General features: G+C 70.5%; 15 protein-coding genes, 1 tRNA gene and 1 riboswitch. Of the genes, 10 read left to right on the top strand and 6 right to left on the bottom strand.

Going from position 1 to position 15988, the window contains the following annotated elements; genetic code table 11:
* Nucleotides 1-123 precede the first annotated feature (123 nt).
* From AC07EQ_RS34220 to AC07EQ_RS34210, 3 genes are all read right to left on the bottom strand, one after another.
* Nucleotides 124-198 (bottom strand) — tRNA-Val (locus tag AC07EQ_RS34220).
* 95 nt (nucleotides 199-293) lie between these two features.
* A complete protein-coding gene (locus AC07EQ_RS34215; protein ID WP_093273006.1) occupies nucleotides 294-758 on the bottom strand; it encodes a peroxiredoxin in 465 nt (154 codons plus the stop codon).
* 127 nt (nucleotides 759-885) lie between these two features.
* Nucleotides 886-1320, bottom strand: a complete 435-nt coding sequence (locus tag AC07EQ_RS34210; RefSeq protein WP_478392043.1) for a DUF3052 domain-containing protein — start codon at nucleotides 1318-1320, stop codon at nucleotides 886-888.
* A gap of 310 nt (nucleotides 1321-1630) precedes the next feature.
* Between AC07EQ_RS34210 and aceE the strand changes: the two genes are divergently transcribed.
* Nucleotides 1631-4369 carry a pyruvate dehydrogenase (acetyl-transferring), homodimeric type gene (aceE, locus tag AC07EQ_RS34205; RefSeq protein WP_478392042.1) on the top strand — a complete coding sequence of 913 codons (2739 nt, stop codon included), beginning with the start codon at nucleotides 1631-1633 and terminating at the stop codon, nucleotides 4367-4369.
* Between the two features lie 101 nt (nucleotides 4370-4470).
* Here the strand turns inward: aceE and AC07EQ_RS34200 are convergent, their stop codons facing one another.
* Nucleotides 4471-5118 carry a nicotinamide mononucleotide transporter family protein gene (locus tag AC07EQ_RS34200; protein WP_478391964.1) on the bottom strand — a complete coding sequence of 216 codons (648 nt, stop codon included), beginning with the start codon at nucleotides 5116-5118 and terminating at the stop codon, nucleotides 4471-4473.
* A gap of 98 nt (nucleotides 5119-5216) precedes the next feature.
* Nucleotides 5217-5352, bottom strand: a riboswitch (FMN riboswitch).
* Nucleotides 5353-5522: 170 nt separating this feature from the next.
* Between AC07EQ_RS34200 and AC07EQ_RS34195 the strand changes: the two genes are divergently transcribed.
* The 4 genes from AC07EQ_RS34195 (at nucleotide 5523) to AC07EQ_RS34180 (ending at nucleotide 8802) form a co-directional block, all read left to right on the top strand.
* Nucleotides 5523-6704, top strand: a complete 1182-nt coding sequence (locus tag AC07EQ_RS34195) for an MFS transporter (RefSeq protein WP_478391963.1) — start codon at nucleotides 5523-5525, stop codon at nucleotides 6702-6704.
* Between the two features lie 102 nt (nucleotides 6705-6806).
* Nucleotides 6807-7040 (top strand): DUF3263 domain-containing protein, encoded by a 234-nt coding sequence (locus AC07EQ_RS34190; RefSeq protein ID WP_478391962.1) that lies wholly within the window; start codon nucleotides 6807-6809, stop codon nucleotides 7038-7040.
* A 200-nt stretch (nucleotides 7041-7240) separates the two neighbouring features.
* On the top strand, nucleotides 7241-8095 hold the full coding sequence (locus tag AC07EQ_RS34185; protein WP_478391961.1) for an NAD(P)H-binding protein: 855 nt from the start codon (nucleotides 7241-7243) through the stop codon (nucleotides 8093-8095).
* Nucleotides 8096-8121: 26 nt separating this feature from the next.
* On the top strand, nucleotides 8122-8802 hold the full coding sequence (locus AC07EQ_RS34180) for an antibiotic biosynthesis monooxygenase (RefSeq protein ID WP_478391960.1): 681 nt from the start codon (nucleotides 8122-8124) through the stop codon (nucleotides 8800-8802).
* A gap of 3 nt (nucleotides 8803-8805) precedes the next feature.
* Here the strand turns inward: AC07EQ_RS34180 and AC07EQ_RS34175 are convergent, their stop codons facing one another.
* Nucleotides 8806-9696 carry a peptidoglycan recognition protein family protein gene (locus tag AC07EQ_RS34175; RefSeq protein ID WP_478391959.1) on the bottom strand — a complete coding sequence of 297 codons (891 nt, stop codon included), beginning with the start codon at nucleotides 9694-9696 and terminating at the stop codon, nucleotides 8806-8808.
* Between the two features lie 136 nt (nucleotides 9697-9832).
* Complete coding sequence (locus AC07EQ_RS34170) at nucleotides 9833-10591, bottom strand: membrane protein (RefSeq protein WP_478391958.1); 759 nt, start codon at nucleotides 10589-10591, stop codon at nucleotides 9833-9835.
* 293 nt (nucleotides 10592-10884) lie between these two features.
* Here AC07EQ_RS34170 and AC07EQ_RS34165 point away from each other — a divergent pair, with 293 nt between their 5' ends.
* The 5 genes from AC07EQ_RS34165 to AC07EQ_RS34145 all read left to right on the top strand — a co-directional run bounded on the left by AC07EQ_RS34165 (nucleotide 10885) and on the right by AC07EQ_RS34145 (nucleotide 15742).
* Nucleotides 10885-12099 (top strand): PucR family transcriptional regulator, encoded by a 1215-nt coding sequence (locus AC07EQ_RS34165; protein ID WP_478391957.1) that lies wholly within the window; start codon nucleotides 10885-10887, stop codon nucleotides 12097-12099.
* A gap of 195 nt (nucleotides 12100-12294) precedes the next feature.
* Complete coding sequence (locus AC07EQ_RS34160) at nucleotides 12295-13215, top strand: ACP S-malonyltransferase (RefSeq protein WP_478391956.1); 921 nt, start codon at nucleotides 12295-12297, stop codon at nucleotides 13213-13215.
* Entirely contained in the window at nucleotides 13212-14192 is a 981-nt protein-coding gene (locus AC07EQ_RS34155; protein WP_478391955.1) for a beta-ketoacyl-ACP synthase III, read from the top strand. The genes AC07EQ_RS34160 and AC07EQ_RS34155 overlap by 4 nt, the downstream gene beginning before the upstream one ends.
* Before the next feature lie 69 nt (nucleotides 14193-14261).
* On the top strand, nucleotides 14262-14501 hold the full coding sequence (locus AC07EQ_RS34150) for an acyl carrier protein (RefSeq protein ID WP_478391954.1): 240 nt from the start codon (nucleotides 14262-14264) through the stop codon (nucleotides 14499-14501).
* Complete coding sequence (locus tag AC07EQ_RS34145) at nucleotides 14498-15742, top strand: beta-ketoacyl-[acyl-carrier-protein] synthase family protein (protein ID WP_478391953.1); 1245 nt, start codon at nucleotides 14498-14500, stop codon at nucleotides 15740-15742. Before AC07EQ_RS34150 ends, AC07EQ_RS34145 begins: the two co-directional genes overlap by 4 nt.
* Nucleotides 15743-15988: the final 246 nt, after the last annotated feature.

Here is a 15988-nt window from a genome sequence, read left to right as displayed (position 1 = left end):
CCACCCGGCCGGTACTACCGACCGCGCAGGTGACCTGCCCGGCACCTGCGTCGGCGCGGCGATCGATGGCACACAAAAGCCCGTTGACCTGGTATTTCACCCCGGATCAACGGGCTGCGATGATGGTGGGCGCAGTAGGGTTCGAACCTACGACCCCTTGCTTGTAAGGCAAGTGCTCTTCCGCTGAGCTATGCGCCCCGTTGGTGGCCGTCCGGGTTCATCCAATCGGATCACTTCGGACACCCTACCGGTGTTTCGAGCCACGTTCGGCACCCGGTCGGCCACCGCTTCGCTCAGGCCTTGAGCTCGGCGAGCGCCTTCTTCCAGACATCCTGGTCGCGGGCCTCACCCGGCTGGTTCACCTCGGCGAAGCGGACCTTGCCCTCGGTGTCGATCAGGAACGTGCCGCGGTTGGCCATGCCGGCCGCCTCGTTGAACACGCCGTAGGCCTTGGCGATCTCGCCGTGCGGCCAGAAGTCCGACAGCAGCGGGAAGGTGTAGCCCTCCTTCTCCGCCCAAGCCTTGAGCGCGAACGGCGAGTCGACGGACACGCCGAGGACCTGGACGTCGTCGTTCTGGAATTCGCCGAGGTCGTCCCGGACCTGGCACAGCTCGCCCTGGCAGATGCCGCTGAACGCGAACGGGTAGAAGACCAGCAGCACGTTCTTCTTGCCGCGGAAGTCGGCCAGCGAGACCTTCTCCTTGTTGAAGTCCGGCAGCGTGAAGTCCGGCGCCTGCGCGCCGACCTCGACCGTCATGAGGAATCCTCCTGATCGACGTGACCTTGTCATCGCCGAACCTACACCGAGCCGACCGCCGTGGGCACCGATGGCGAACACCGGTGCCCACGGGGTGGACATGCGCACAGCGACCAGCGACGGCCGATCAGCGCCGGGCCTTCGCCTTGCGGTAGGCCAGCCTGGTACCCATCCAGCCCTCGCCGAGGCTGACCTTCCCCGTTTGGGCGAGGTTCGCCGTCGATGCCGCCTCTGAGATGTCGGCCGGCTCGACGTAGCCCTCCCGGCCGGTCTTCGGGGTCAGCACCCAGATGACCCCTTCATCTGACAGTGGCGTCATGGCATCGAGAAGCGTGTCCGTCAGGTCGCCATCCTCTTCGCGCCACCACAGCAGCACGACATCGACCACTTCGTCGGCATCTTCATCGAGGATTTCGCTCCCGCAGCGCTCCTCGATCGCGGCTCGGACATCGTCATCGACGTCTTCGTCCCAGCCGAGTTCCTGGACAACCATCTCCGGCTCGATGTCGAGCCTCTCGGCGACGTCGGCTTCGCCTTTACCGGCGTCTCCCGCGGCGACCACGGTTTGCTCACTCCTCCAATGCACCGGTGCGACGACCCTTGGACGCCGCACACCTTCCAGATCTGGCGGATAGCGAACACTGCCGACCGCCATCCGCGCAACTGCTGACGGCACGACACGCCGTAGCAACGCGTTGGGATTCGACTCTAGACCGACCGGCACGACATCAACAGCCTGGTTCGCCTCCGGTGTGCGCATCGGTAGCCGAGATGGTGGACCATGAGGGTGTCGGACATCACTGTCCGGCGCCCTGCCACGTCCACGACGTAGTCGAGGAGTTCCCTTGTCCCCGCTCAACAACGACGTCCCCATGCCCGCGCAGCGGGTGCGGGTCATCCGGGACGGTCTCGCCTCCCACCTGCCGGACATCGATCCGCAGGAGACCGAGGAGTGGTTGCAGTCCTTCGACTCGGTGCTGTCGGCCAACGGGCAGCAGCGCGCCCGCTACCTCATGCTGCGGCTGCTCCAGCGCGCCCGCGAATCCGGCGTCGGCGTCCCCTCGCTGACCAGCACGGACTACGTCAACACCATCCCCACCGAGCAGGAGCCGTGGTTCCCCGGCGACGAGGAGACCGAACGCCGCTACCGGGCCTGGATGCGGTGGAACGCCGCGATGATGGTGCACCGAGCGCAGCGGCCGGGCGTCGGCGTCGGCGGCCACATCTCGTCCTTCGCGTCCTCCGCCAGCCTCTACGAGGTCGGCTTCAACTGGTTCTTCCGCGGCAAGGACCACCCGGGTGGTGGTGATCACCTCTACATCCAGGGCCACGCCTCCCCCGGCATCTACGCCCGCGCCTTCCTGGAGGGCCGGCTGTCCGCCGGCCGGCTCGACGGGTTCCGCCAGGAGTACTCGCACGCCGGGCCGGGCGGCGGCCTGCCGTCCTACCCGCACCCGCGGCTGATGCCGGACTTCTGGGAGTTCCCCACCGTCTCCATGGGCCTGGGGCCGATGAACGCGATCTACCAGGCGCGCTTCGACCGCTACCTGCACGACCGCGGCATCAAGGACACCAGCCGGCAGCGCGTGTGGGCGTTCCTCGGCGACGGCGAGATGAACGAACCCGAGTCGCGCGGGTTGCTGCAGGTCGCGGCCAACGACGGGCTGGACAACCTCACCTTCGTGATCAACTGCAACCTGCAGCAGCTCGACGGGCCGGTGCGCGGCAACGGCAAGATCATCCAGGAGCTGGAGGCGTTCTTCCGCGGCGCTGGCTGGAACGTGATCAAGGTGGTCTGGGGCCGCGAGTGGGACGCGCTGCTGCACTCCGACCGCGACGGCGCCCTGGTGAACCTGATGAACACCACCCCGGACGGCGACTACCAGACCTACAAGGCCAACGACGGGGCGTTCGTCCGGGAGCACTTCTTCGGCCGCGACCCGCGCACCAAGGAGATGGTCAAGCACCTCACCGACGACGAGATCTGGGGCCTGCGCCGCGGCGGCCACGACTACCGCAAGGTCTACGCGGCCTACAAGGCGGCCACCGAGCACCACGGCCAGCCGACCGTGATCCTCGCGAAGACGATCAAGGGCTACGGCCTCGGCCCGCACTTCGAGGGCCGCAACGCCACCCACCAGATGAAGAAGCTGACGCTGGAGGACCTGAAGCTGTTCCGGGACAGCCTGCGGATCCCGATCAGCGACGAGGACCTCGACCCGTACCTGCCGCCGTACTACCACCCCGGGCAGGACGCGCCGGAGATCCAGTACCTGCAGGACCGGCGCCGGCAGCTGGGCGGCTACCTGCCGGAGCGGCGGGCGAAGGCCAAGCCGCTGGTGCTGCCCGGCGACAAGGTCTACGAGGTGGTCCGGCGCGGCTCCGGCAAGCAGGAGGTCGCCACCACGATGGCGTTCGTCCGGCTGCTCAAGGACCTCGCCAAGGACCGCGAGATCGGGCCGCGGATCGTGCCGATCATCCCGGACGAGGCCCGCACGTTCGGCATGGACTCGATGTTCCCGTCGCAGAAGATCTACAACCCGCTGGGCCAGCTCTACACGCCGGTGGACTACCAGCTGATGCTCGCCTACCGGGAGAGCGAGCAGGGCCAGATCCTGCACGAGGGCATCAACGAGGCCGGTTCGACCTCGTCGTTCACCGCCGCGGGCACCAGCTACGCCACGCACGGCGAGCCGATGATCCCGGTCTACATCTTCTACTCGATGTTCGGCTTCCAGCGCACCGGCGACAGCTTCTGGGCGGCGGCCGACCAGATGGCGCGCGGGTTCGTGCTCGGCGCGACCGCCGGGCGGACCACGCTGACCGGTGAGGGCCTGCAGCACGCCGACGGGCACTCGCAGCTGATCGCCGCGACGAACCCCGCGGTGGTCGCCTACGACCCGGCATGGTCGTTCGAGGTGGCGCACATCGTCAAGGACGGCCTGCGGCGGATGTTCGGCGAGAACGCCGAGGACGTCTTCTACTACCTGACCATCTACAACGAGCCGTACCAGCAGCCGGCCGAGCCGGCGGACCTGGACGTCGACGGGCTGCTGCGCGGCCTGTACCGGTACCAGGCCGCGCCGGGCGGTTCGGGGCCGCGGGCGCAGATCCTCTCGTCGGGCGTGATCATGCCGCTGGCGCTGAAGGCCCAGCAGATCCTGGCCGAGGAGTGGGGCGTGCAAGCCGACGTCTGGTCGGCGACGTCCTGGTCGCAGCTGCGGCGCGAGGCCGAGGCCGCCGACCGGCACAACCTGCTGCACCCGGAGGCGGAGCCGCAGGTGCCGCACATCACCCGGGCGCTGGCGGACGCCGCCGGCCCGGTGGTCGCGGTCAGCGACTGGATGCGCGCGGTGCCGGACCTGATCCGGCCGTGGGTGCCCGGCGACATGGTCAGCCTCGGCGCCGACGGGTTCGGGTTCTCCGACACCAGGCCGGCCGCGCGGCGGGTGTTCCTGGTGGACGCGGAGTCCACAGTGGTCACGACGCTGGCCGCGCTGGCCCGCACCGGCCAGGTGGACAAGTCCAAGGTGGTCGAGGCGACCCGGCGCTACCGGCTGGACGACGTCCAGGCCGCGGGGCCGCAGACGTCGGATCCCGGCGTCGCCTGATCGGGGACACACCGCGGGGCGCTCGCCGGGTGGCGGGCGCCCCGCGGTGTGCCGGGCGCGGGATCAGACCGCGTGCGTCGCAGTTTCAATGGAAACTGCGGTCAACCTCCGACTGCGGCGCTCTCGCGGGTGCGCTGGACGCGTGCCGTGCGGTTCCAGCTCCACCAGCCGTGGATCACCAGCGCCGCGAAGACGACGTAGATCGCCGCGCTGAAGTACAGGCCGGAGGCGATCTGCAAGGGCACGCCGACCGCGTCGACGGCCAGCCAGACCAGCCAGAACTCGACGAGGCCGCGGCCCTGCGCCCAGAACGCGACCAGGGTGCCGATGAAGATCCAGGCGTCCGGCCACGGGGCCCACGAGGCGTCCAGCGCGGACAGCAGCAGCGCGAACGCGGCGGTGCCCAGCGCCAGCGCGGAGATCAGCACGAGCCGCTCGACGACGCTGGCCTTGCGCACCACGACGCCGTAAACCGGGTCGCTGCGACGGTTCCAGGCCCACCAGCCGTAGACCGAGATCAGCAGGATCATCACCTGCCGGACGGCCAGCCCGCCCAGGTGGGCGGAGGCGTAGACGGCGAACAGCAGCACCGTCGCGGACACCTGCACCGGCCAGGTCGCGAGGGTTCTGCGTTGCGCGAGGAAGACGACGGCGAGCGCGCACAGCTGCCCGACCAGTTCCGCCCAGGAGATCTTCTGGCCCAGCACGGTGAACCCGTTTTCGAGCACCCATTCCGCGATTGCCTGCACGCCCGCTCCTCCCGCCGGATGCGAACGCACCGGGGTACACGCGGGAAGCCGACGTCGACGACCGCCGGCCCGACACGCCGACGGCCGATCGCGGCCGCCCGTGCGCTGCCTCTCATCCGGACTTTCACCGTCGGTACCGGAATTCCACCGGATCGGCCGACACCTCCGCGTGGAGGCGCCGGTTCGCGGACTTTCACCGCCGGTTCGGATTTTCACCGACCCCGGAGCGCACGACTTCGTTCGATCTGCTCAACATCGTGCGCCCGGAGATCTGTTCCGCACCCGATACGTGGGCTGGATCACACGATCGGCCTGTCCGGAAAACCGGTTGCGCCCGGTCGGCGCACCGATGATCGTTGCCTCGTGACAGCACTTCCCGGACATCTGGAAGCAGCCCCGCCGGCATGAGTCGGCCGCTCGTCCTGCTGTTGGCGCTGACCTGCGGCGTGGCCGTGGGCAACATCTACTTCCCGCAGGCGATCAGCCCGCTGATCGCCGCCGGCCTGCAGGTGCCGCCGGAATCGGCCGCGCTGGCGGTGACGGCGGCGCAGTTGGGCTACGCGGCCGGGATCTTCCTGCTGGTGCCGCTCGGCGACCGGATCCCGCACCGCCCGTTGATCGTCGCCCTGCTCGGGCTCACCGGGATCAGCCTGCTCGCCGCAAGCACCGCGACCGCGCTGCCGGCCCTGGTCGGCACGAGCGTCCTGGTGGGTGTGACGACCGTGATCGCGCCCATCATCGCTCCCATGGCGGCCGGGCTGGTGGCCGACGACCGGCGCGGATCGGTCACCGGCGTGCTGCTGAGCGGCTCGATCGGCGGGATGCTGCTGGCGCGCGCGTTCGGCGGAACCATCGGGGAATGGCTGGGCTGGCGGGCGCCCTACGCGGTGGCCGGAGCGCTCGCGCTGCTCGCCGCGACCGCGTTGGCCTTCTCGCTGCCGGCGACGGTCCCGGCATCCCGGCAGCGGTATCCGGCGCTGCTGGCGGAGTCGCTGCGGCTGCTGTGCGCCGAGCCCGAGCTGCGCCGCTCCTGCTGCTACCAGGCGACGATCTTCGCCGGTTTCACCGCCGCCTGGACCGGCGTCGCGCTGCTGCTGACGGGCCCGGTGTACGGCCTGGGCACGTCGGCGGTCGGGGCGCTCGCCCTGGTCGGCGCGGCGACCATGATCTGCACGCCGCTCGCCGGGCGGCAGGCGGACCGCCGGGGCCCCGATCCGGTCAACCTCGTCTGCATCCTCGGCGTGATCGCGGCCGCCGCCGTCCTCGCGGTCGGCAGCCTCGGCGGGGCGCTCGGCCTGGCGGCACTGGTGGTCGGCACGCTGCTCCTCGACGTCGCGATGCAGTCCGGCATGGTCGCCAACCAGGTGCGGATCTTCGCGCTGCGCCCCGAGGTGCGCGGCAGGCTCAACGCGGCCTACATGACGTGCGCGTTCCTCGGCGGCAGCTTCGGTTCCTGGCTCGGGGTGCGCACCTACTCCCGGTTCGGGTGGCCGGGCGTCTCGGTGCTCTTGGCACTGCTGGCGGGGCTTGCGCTGACCCGCCACCTGTCCCACCGGCGACGCGCCGTCGCCGCTCGTTTGCCCTGAGTGACAAGGAAATTCCCGCACGACGAACCGGGATGGCCGATCGAACACGCGTGCCCCGGCCGGTAGACTCGATCGGCAGCAACTCGAAGGGGGCACGCCGGGATGAACGACACCGATCGCGCCATCCTCGACTTCGAGCTGGAGCACTGGCACTACCAGGGCAACAAGGAACGGGTCATCCAGGAGCGCTTCGGCTTCTCCCCGAACCGCTACTACCAGCGGCTGAACCGCCTGCTGGACGAGCCCGAGGCGCTCCAGCAGCAGCCGGCCCTCGTCAAGCGCCTCCAGAGCCGCCGCGACCAGCGGGCCCACAGCCGCGCCGTCCGCGACGCCTGACCGATCACCGCCGGACGATCTCCCGGCTCCCCGCGAACCCGGACCACCACCTTGACCTGCTCAGGTCGGGTGGATTCGCAATTTTCCCCGAACTTGGGGACTTCTCGCGCGCACCCGATCGACCTCTCGTGATCACGCCCACATCCAGTTAAGTACAACGACTGTTGCACTTATTGCCATGAACGTTGTACTTTTCCTTCGTGTCCAATGAGAAGACCCTGGTGATCGGCGCTTCCGGCAAGGTCGGGCAGCAAGCCGTCAGCCTCCTGCAGAACGCCGGCGCCGAAGTCCGCGCGATGGTGCGGAACCCCGCGTCCGCGAAGCTCCCCGATACGACGGAGGTGGTGCGCGGCGACCTGACCGACCCGACCTCGCTGCACTCCGCGCTGGACGGAATCGACTCCGCGCTCCTGATCTGGCCGATGGCCTCCGTCCCGGCAGACCCGGCAGTCGTCGAAGCGATCGACGAGCACGCCCGCCGGGTCGTCTTCCTGTCCTCGGCGGCGGTGCGCGATGACGTGGCGGAGCAGGTCGGCCCCATCGCCGGTTTCCACCACGCCACCGAGCGCCAGATCGAGCGCTCCGGTCTGGAATGGACGTTTCTCCGCCCGTACGCGTTCGCGTCGAACACGCTGGCCTGGGCCCCGGAGATCCGCGGCGGCGACGTCGTGCGCGGAGCCTTCGGTGCGGCGGCCATGACGCTGATCCACGAGCGCGACATCGCCGCCGTCGCGGCGCACGTGCTCACCAGCAGCGGCTTCGCCCGGACCAAGCACACCCTCACCGGGCCCGAGCTGATCACGCAGGCGGAACAGGTGCGCACCATCGGCGCAGCGCTCGGCCGACCGCTGCGCTGGGAAGAGCTCACCCCGGAGGAAGCGCTGCCCGAGATGTTCCCCGGCATGCCCGCCTCGATCGCGAAGTCCGCCCTCGACGGCTACGCCGAGATGGTTCGGCGGCCGGGGCCGATCACCTCCGCGGTGTCCGACATCACCGGCGTCCCGGCACGAACCTTCCGGCAGTGGGTCACCGACCACGCCGAGGACTTCCGCTGAACCCCGACGACCTCCAGGAGGACCCGATGATCAGCACCGCTGCCCTGCCCGACGTCGTCCGCGCGGATGCGGGCCTGGTGCTCATGAGCGAGTGGACGGTGGGAACACCGGAGCGCCAGCAGGCCGCCACGACGGCCGCCATGTCCGTGTGGGACCACCTGCCGTGGCCGGCTGGACTGCTCTCCTACAGCTGCCTGACGAGCACCGACGGCAGCACGCTGCTCCACTATTCACAGTGGACGGACGCTGCGGTGCACGCCGGGTTCAAGCGGAGCGACCCACCGGAGCGCGTCCAGCGGATCTTCGCGGAAGTCCCCGGGATCGAGCGCCACGGCGTGGTCGAGTACCAGCGCTACCGCAGCCTCGTGCTGGGCGACGGGCAGCCCGGCTGCATCGTCGCCGTCTCCTTCGAGACCGACGGCCACGAAACCGCACGCAGCTTCGTCGACACCCTGCTGGACGAACGGCCGGGCTTCGCGCGGCGCACCGACATCGAGCCGCCGGCCGGGATGCTCGCCAACCACTTCCACATCAGCACCGACGGCACGCGGGTGGTCAACTACGCCGAGTTCGCCGACGAGGACGCGCATCGCCGGATCGTTGCGAGCGACCTGCGCGACGGCGACGACGTTCCGCGTCTCGTCGCCGCGACGCCCGGGTTGCGCCTGCTCGGGTTCAAGCGGTTCGACCGGTGGCAGACCCGCTGATCGCTACGCCTGCGGGCGCTGGGCGTACTGCTCCGGGGTGAGCTGGCGGTCCTGCTGGATCCGCACCAGTTCCGCCAGCAGCGGCGCGGCCTGATCCGGCGGGAGCGCCTGGAACGCCGTTTTGATCGCTTCCGCGTCGGCCCCCTGCCCCTGCGCCGGAGCCGCCGGGGCCTGCTGCTTCGCCACCACCTCGTTGACGAGGTCGACGAGCATCGCGACGATCGTGCGCGGGCCGATCTCGGTCTGCCAGCCCTGGATCTCGCCCTTCGGCCCGCGGGGGCCGAGCAGCTCGTGTTCCAGGCGGCGCAGAATCGCGTCCTGCTCCGGGTTCATCACGTCCTCCTGATCCCTCTTGCCGAGTTCGGCGCGGAACTGGTCCATGTCGACGTGACCTGGGTCGATCTTGCCGGTGACGCTGGTCTCCTTGTGGCCGCGCGCGGCGTCCATCGGGCGCCCGAGGTGGTTGAGCACCGCGGTGGTCGCCTTGAGCGCCGCCCGGTACTGCTCCGGGCTGGGCCCTTGGTCCACGCCCTGGTAGTCCCATTCGAACCCGACGTAGAGGGTGTTGCCGTCGCCCTCGGGGTTCGGCCCGGAGGCCTTCGCCTTGCCGGCGTGGTTGGCCCGACCTGCGGCGATCATGTGCACGACCCCGTCGAAGCCGATCACCGCGTGGCACAGCGGCCCCGCCAGGTCGGGGCGTCCGTCGATGCACAGCTGCACGCTCGGCGCGGGGTTCTCGTAGGACGCGGGCGTCGCGGTGTGGTGTTCCAGCACGCCGACCGGTGCTGGCTGCGATCCCGAGGTGGCGGTCCGGTCCCGCCAGCCGTCGGTCTCGACCACCGTCAGCCCGGCCGCGCGCAACACGTCCGCGAGCCAGACGAGAGGCAGAGCCACTACTGATCACCTCCCGGCTTGATCCGTTCTCCCATGGTGTCGCGACCGCGCGCGGGCGACCACGGCCAAGTGCGTGAAAAAGGCCGGGACCCACCCACCGGGTGAGTCCCGCCCTTCGGCCAGGCGCGGCGCGCGGTCACGCGTGGCCGCTCACGCCCGCGTCGCCGGTCTCCGGCTTCGCGCCGTTCTTGCCGTTCTCCGCCGGGCCGCCGGAGGAGCCAGTGGAGCCGGAAGAGCCGGCGAACTGGGCCTCGGCGCTGTCCAGCCACCGGCCCCAGCGCTGCTGCATCGGCTTGATCAGGCCGCCGCCGACGCCGACGATGATCACGCCGGCCAGCGCGGCCAGCGCCGCGATCAGCACCGGGGTGGTCACGGTGAGGGCGATGCCGAGCTGGTTGAGCGCGGCGATCACGCCGAGGGCGACGATGAACCCGAAGGTGATCTTGGCCAGCACCGGCCCGATCGGGTGGCTGCCCAGCGCGCCGCGGATCAGGTCGCCGACGGCGCGGCCGATCGCCGCGGCCACCAGCACCAGCACGATCGCCACCACGATCCGCGGCAGGAACAGCACCACCGTGTCGATCAGGTCCTTGATCGCGTTGGGCCCGAAAACGCCCAGCGCCAGCTGCACGAAAATGAGCAGGATGAAATAGTAGACCAGTTTCACCAGCAGGCCGGAGATGTCGATGTTCGATTTCGACGTCATTTCACCGAGCCCGGACTTCGCCAGCAGCCGGGTGAAACCGAGCCGGGCGAACACGATCTGGATCGCCTTGCCGATCGCCTTCGCGATCAGCCAGCCGACCAGCACGATGATGAGGAATACGACCAGCTTCGGGACGAAGGTCGCAATTGCGACCCACGCCTCTGCGAGTCCCTGCTGGAGAGCTCCCACTTGAATTCACCTCGATAGAACAAAACCCGATTCGCGTGTGCCGGAGATCGTTTCCCGCGACGGCTTTACCGGCAACCGCGACAGGCCCCTCGAAAGGTCGATTCATTTCCCTCGATCGGGTCGATGCCGACGAAGGCGGCCGCCCCGACAGTGGGATCAGCCGTCCGCGGCGGCCCGAGCCCCGGCGGTACCGCAACGCCGTTCCCGGGCCCGGGCCCCGGCGCGTTGTGAGCCGGCCCGCACCGCCGGCCGCTGGTCGCAGGAGCTGATCGGCGACGTGCGATTCTGGAGGCATGAGTGCCGAACGCGCAGGTGAGCGGGATACCGGTACGCAGCGCCAGCTCTCCGCCGCCACGCTCCGCCGCCTCGAACGGGGCACCGGCGGGCTGGCCAGCGCCAGCGTCAGCGCGATGGAACAGCGCCTGCCGTGGTTCCGGCGGTTGCCCGCCGACCAGCGGGCGAGCGTGCTCCTGGTGACCCAGACCGGCGCCACCAACTTCGTGGCGTGGCTGCAGGACCCGACCGAGGCGATCCGGCTGACCGCCGAGGCCTTCCGCGCCGCGCCCCGGGACCTGTCCCGGTGGGTCAGCCTGCGGCAGACCCTGGAGCTGGTCCGGGTCGCGATCGACGTGCTCGAACAGCAGCTGCCGGAGCTGGCCTCCGAGGAACACGAGCGCATCCTGCTGACCGAGGCGATCCTGCGCTACACCCGCGAGATCTCCTTCGCCGCCGCCACCTCGTACGCCGCGGCGGCGGAAGCCCGCGGCGCGTGGGACGCGCGGCTGGAAGCCCTGGTGGTCGACGGCATCGTGCGTGGCGACGCCGAGGAGTCGCTGCTCTCCCGTGCCGCCGCACTCGGCTGGGAGCCCTCATCCGAGGCGACCGTGCTGGTCGGCAACGCCCCGTCCGACGACCCGCCGACCATCGTCTACCAGGTGCGCAGCCGCGCGGCGCGGGTCGGCTGCCCGGTGCTGCTCGGGGTGCAGGGCACCCGGCTGGTGGTGGTCTTCGGCGGCCCTGACGACGCGCGCACCAACGAGGAGGCGGCCAAGCGGCTGTCCGAGGCGTTCGACGACGGGCCGGTCGTGGTCGGGCCGACCATGCCGAGCCTGGCCGAGGCGCACCGGTCGGCCGGTGATGCGATGTCCGCGCTGCGGGCCGTGGTGGCGTGGCCGACCGCGCCGCGCCCCGTGCCCTCCGGCGACCTGCTGCCGGAGCGGGCGCTGGCCGGTGATCCGGAGGCCGAGCGGCAGCTGGTCGAGCGGATCGTGCTGCCACTGGTGGACGCCGGCGGCGCGCTGATGGAGACCGTCGACACCTACCTGGAGGTCGGCGGCGTGCTGGAGAACTGCGCTCGGCAGCTGTACGTGCACCCGAACACGGTCCGGTACCGGCTGCGTCGAGTGGCGGAACTCACCGGCCACACGCCGTCCAACGCCCGCGACGCCCACGTCCTGCGGGTCGGCCTCGCCGTGGGCAGACTGGCCAAGTCCCGCGGCCTCTGGTGACGCGGTGATCACGCGCCGCAACAGGGCTTTACCGGTTTTCACCGGTCGGTCACCAACCGGACACAGCCGACAACGATTCGCCCCCTGGCCGGGTTCCCCCACCCCCGCGCTTGTAGACACTCCACAACTTTGCGGTCCGGACTTCGTCTCTGTCGACATCACGTCGATCGCACCCGGACGTGTTCAGTAACAAGGGTGATCGCGCTTCTAGCCCCCGGACAGGGGTCGCAGACCCCAGGGATGTTGAACCCGTGGCTCGAACTGGACGGCGTCGCCGAACGCATCGCCGCCTGGTCCGAGTCGACCGGCCTCGACCTGCTCCGCCTCGGCACCACCGCCGAAGCGGACGAGATCAAGGACACCGCGGTCACCCAGCCGCTGGTGGTGGCGCTGTCGCTGATCGCAGCCGACGAGCTGCGCCGCCGGGTGACGGTCCCGGCGGGCACGCCGGTCGCCGGGCACTCCGTCGGTGAGCTGGCCGCCGCCGCCATCGCCGGCGCCCTGACCTTCGACGACGCGGTCGCGCTCGCCGCCGTGCGCGGCCGGGAGATGGCCGCCGCGTGCGCGCTGGAGCCGACCAGCATGTCCGCCGTGCTCGGCGGGGATGCGGACGACGTGGTCGCCCACCTCGAGCGGCTCGGCCTGGACCCGGCCAACCGCAACGGCGCGGGCCAGATCGTCGCCGCCGGGCGGGTGCCCGCCCTCGAGGAGCTCGCGGCCCAACCGCCGGCCGGCGCCCGGGTGCGGCCGCTGCCGGTGGCCGGCGCCTTCCACACCCGCTTCATGGCACCGGCGCGGGAAAGCCTGGCCCAGCACGCGGAGAAGGTGACCGCCACGGACGCCGCGCTGCCGCTGCTGTCCAACGCCGACGGCGAGGTCGTCACCGATGCCGCCGAGATCGTGAGCCGCCTCGTCTCGCAGGTGACCAGCCCGGTGCGCTGGGACAGCTGCATGGCGGCGCTGGCCGACCGCGGTGTCGAGGCCGTGGTGGAGTTCCCGCCCGCCGGAACCCTCAGCGGCCTGGTGCGCCGCGAACTCAAGGGCGTCAAGGCCGTCGCTCTGAAGACCCCTGCCGACCTGGACAAGGTCGCCGATCTGCTCGGGAGCGACGCGTGACGCGACCCCGCCTCACCCAGAACCCCATTCCGGCCGCCACCCGGCTGCTCGGCTTCGGGAGCACGCAGGGCAACCGGATCGTCACCAACGACGACCTGGCCAAGATCGTCGACACCAACGACGAGTGGATCCGGCAGCGCGTCGGCATCATCCACCGCCGCCTCGGTGACGACGACCAGACCGTGGTCAGCATGGCCGTCGAGGCCGGCGCCAAGGCGATCGCGAACGCGGGCCTGGCACCGTCCGATGTGGACCAGGTGATCGTCGCCACGTGCACCATGCAGGGCGGCATCCCCAACGCCGCGGCCCAGGTCGCCGACCAGATCGGCATCAAGGCCAAGAGCGCCTACGACCTCAACGCCGCCTGCGCCGGGTTCGTCTACGCGCTGTCCACCGCCTCGGACGCGGTGCGCTCCGGATCGGCCCGCAACGTGCTGGTGATCGGCTCGGAGCGGTTCCAGGAATGGCTGGACTGGGAAGACCGCGCGAACTGCATCATCTTCGCCGACGGTGCCGGTGCCGCGGTGGTCGGACCGGCCGAGGAGCCGGAGCTCGGCCCGGGCGTGCTGGGCAGCGCCGGCGACCTGGTCGACACCATATACCTGCGCGATGCCAAGTACATCTACCAGGAAGGCCAGTCGGTCTTCCGGTGGGCGACCACGCAGATCGCGCCGGTGGCGGCCCAGGCCGTCGAGGCGGCCGGGCTCCAGCTGTCCGATGTGGACGTCTTCGTGCCGCACCAGGCGAACCTGCGGATCGTCGAGGCGATCGCGAAGAAGCTGAAGTCGCAGGGTGCCCGTGACGACCTCGTGGTCGCGCGTGACATCGTCTACTCCGGCAACACGTCGTCGGCATCCATCCCGCTGGCCATCGACCACATGCGGGCGGCTGGGGAGATCCCCAGCGGTGCCGTGATGCTGCTCGTGGGCTTCGGAGCCGGGCTGTCGTACGCGGCCCAGGTCGCCATCTGCCCCTGAGCTCACCCCAAAGCTGCCGCAGGCCACCGGCTCGCGGTGCGGAACGCAAGAACCAGGAAGGAACTACCCGTGTCGAACGAGGAAATCACCACCGGTCTCGCCGCCATCGTCGAGGAGGTCGCCGGTGTCGACGCCGCCGACGTGACCGTCAACAAGTCCTTCGTCGACGACCTGGACATCGACTCGCTGTCCATGGTGGAGATCGCCGTGCAGGCGGAGGACAAGTTCGGGGTCAAGATCCCGGACGACGAGCTGGCCAACCTCAAGACCGTCGGTGATGCGGTGGACTACATCACGAAGAACGCATGACCACGGATGTCGTGATCACCGGGCTGGGCGCGACGACACCGCTTGGCGGTGACGTCGCGTCCACCTGGGACGGATTCGTCAACGGCGCCAGCGGCGTCCGCCGGCTGGAAGCCGAGTGGGTGGACCGGCTCGGACTCCCGGCCAAGATCGGCGCCCCGCTGCTGGTCGACCCGAGCGAGGTGCTGCCCCGCGTCCAGCTGCGGCGCATGGACCGCTGCGAGGCGATCGCCGTGATCGCCGCCCGCGAGGCCTGGGCCGACGCCGGGTTCGAGCTGCCCACCGACGACAACGAGCCGGTCGACCCGGACCGGCTGGGCGTGTCGCTGGGCACCGGCATCGGCGGACCGGTCACGCTGCTCCAGCAGAACGAACTGCTGCAGGAGCAGGGGCTGCGCAAGGTTTCGCCGCTGACCGTGCCGATGCTGATGCCCAACGGGCCGGCCGCGATGGTCAGCCTGGACGTGCGGGCCCGCGCCGGGGTGCACTCCCCCGCATCGGCCTGCGCCTCGGGCGCCGAGGGCCTGGCCAAGGGCTTCGAGATGATCCAGCAGGGGCATGCCGACGTGGTGGTGGCCGGTGGTGCGGAGGCCTGCATCCACCCCATCACCATCGCCGGTTTCGCCCAGGCCCGGACCCTGAGCACCCGCAACGACGACCCGGAGCGGGCCTCCCGCCCGTTCGACGTCGACCGCGACGGGTTCGTGATGGGCGAGGGCGCCGGCGTGGTCGTCCTGGAGAGCGCGGAGCACGCCAAGGCGCGCGGCGCGCGGATCTACGGCCGGCTGGCGGGCGTGGGCATCACGTCCGACGCCTACCACATCACCGGCAGCCCGCCGGACGGCCGCGGCCAGGTCGCCGCGATGCGCAAGGCCCTGCAGACCGCGGGCCTGCAGCCGTCGGACATCGGGCACGTCAACGCGCACGCGACGTCCACCGTGGTCGGTGACATCGGCGAGGCGAACTCGGTGCGCAAGGCGATCGGCGACGGTGCGGTGGTCACCGCGCCGAAGGGCTCGCTGGGTCACCTGGTCGGCGGGGCCGGCGCGGTCGAGAGCATCCTGACGATCCTCTCGCTGCAGCGCGGCATCATCCCGGCGACCCGGAACCTGGAAACGATCGACCCGAAGATCGAGGTCGACGTGGTCGCCGACAAGCCGCGGCACGTCGAGCAGACGGCAGCGATCAACAACGCCTTCGGCTTCGGTGGGCACAACGTCGCGCTCGCCTTCGCTAGGGCATGACCGTTCGCGCACGGGACGGGCTGGGCGTCCGCTCAGCCCGTCCTTTAGCGCTCTGCGGTACGACAGCCGCACACGGTCGGCCGCCCTCAGCAGCGCCAAACACGCCCACGGCGGCCTTCCCCACACCGAACTTCCGGAGGAATCGATGACCGCAGTGGCCACCCGACCGGAAACCGAGCAGGCGCAACGGGATCCGCGCGACCCCGACGTGCGGCTGGAGCGGCTGCTCGATCCGGAGTCGATCGA

This window comes from Saccharopolyspora sp. NPDC045839, assembly GCF_056431645.1.
Note: the sequence above shows the minus strand (reverse complement) of the source record. Positions and strands in the feature narration are given on the sequence as shown.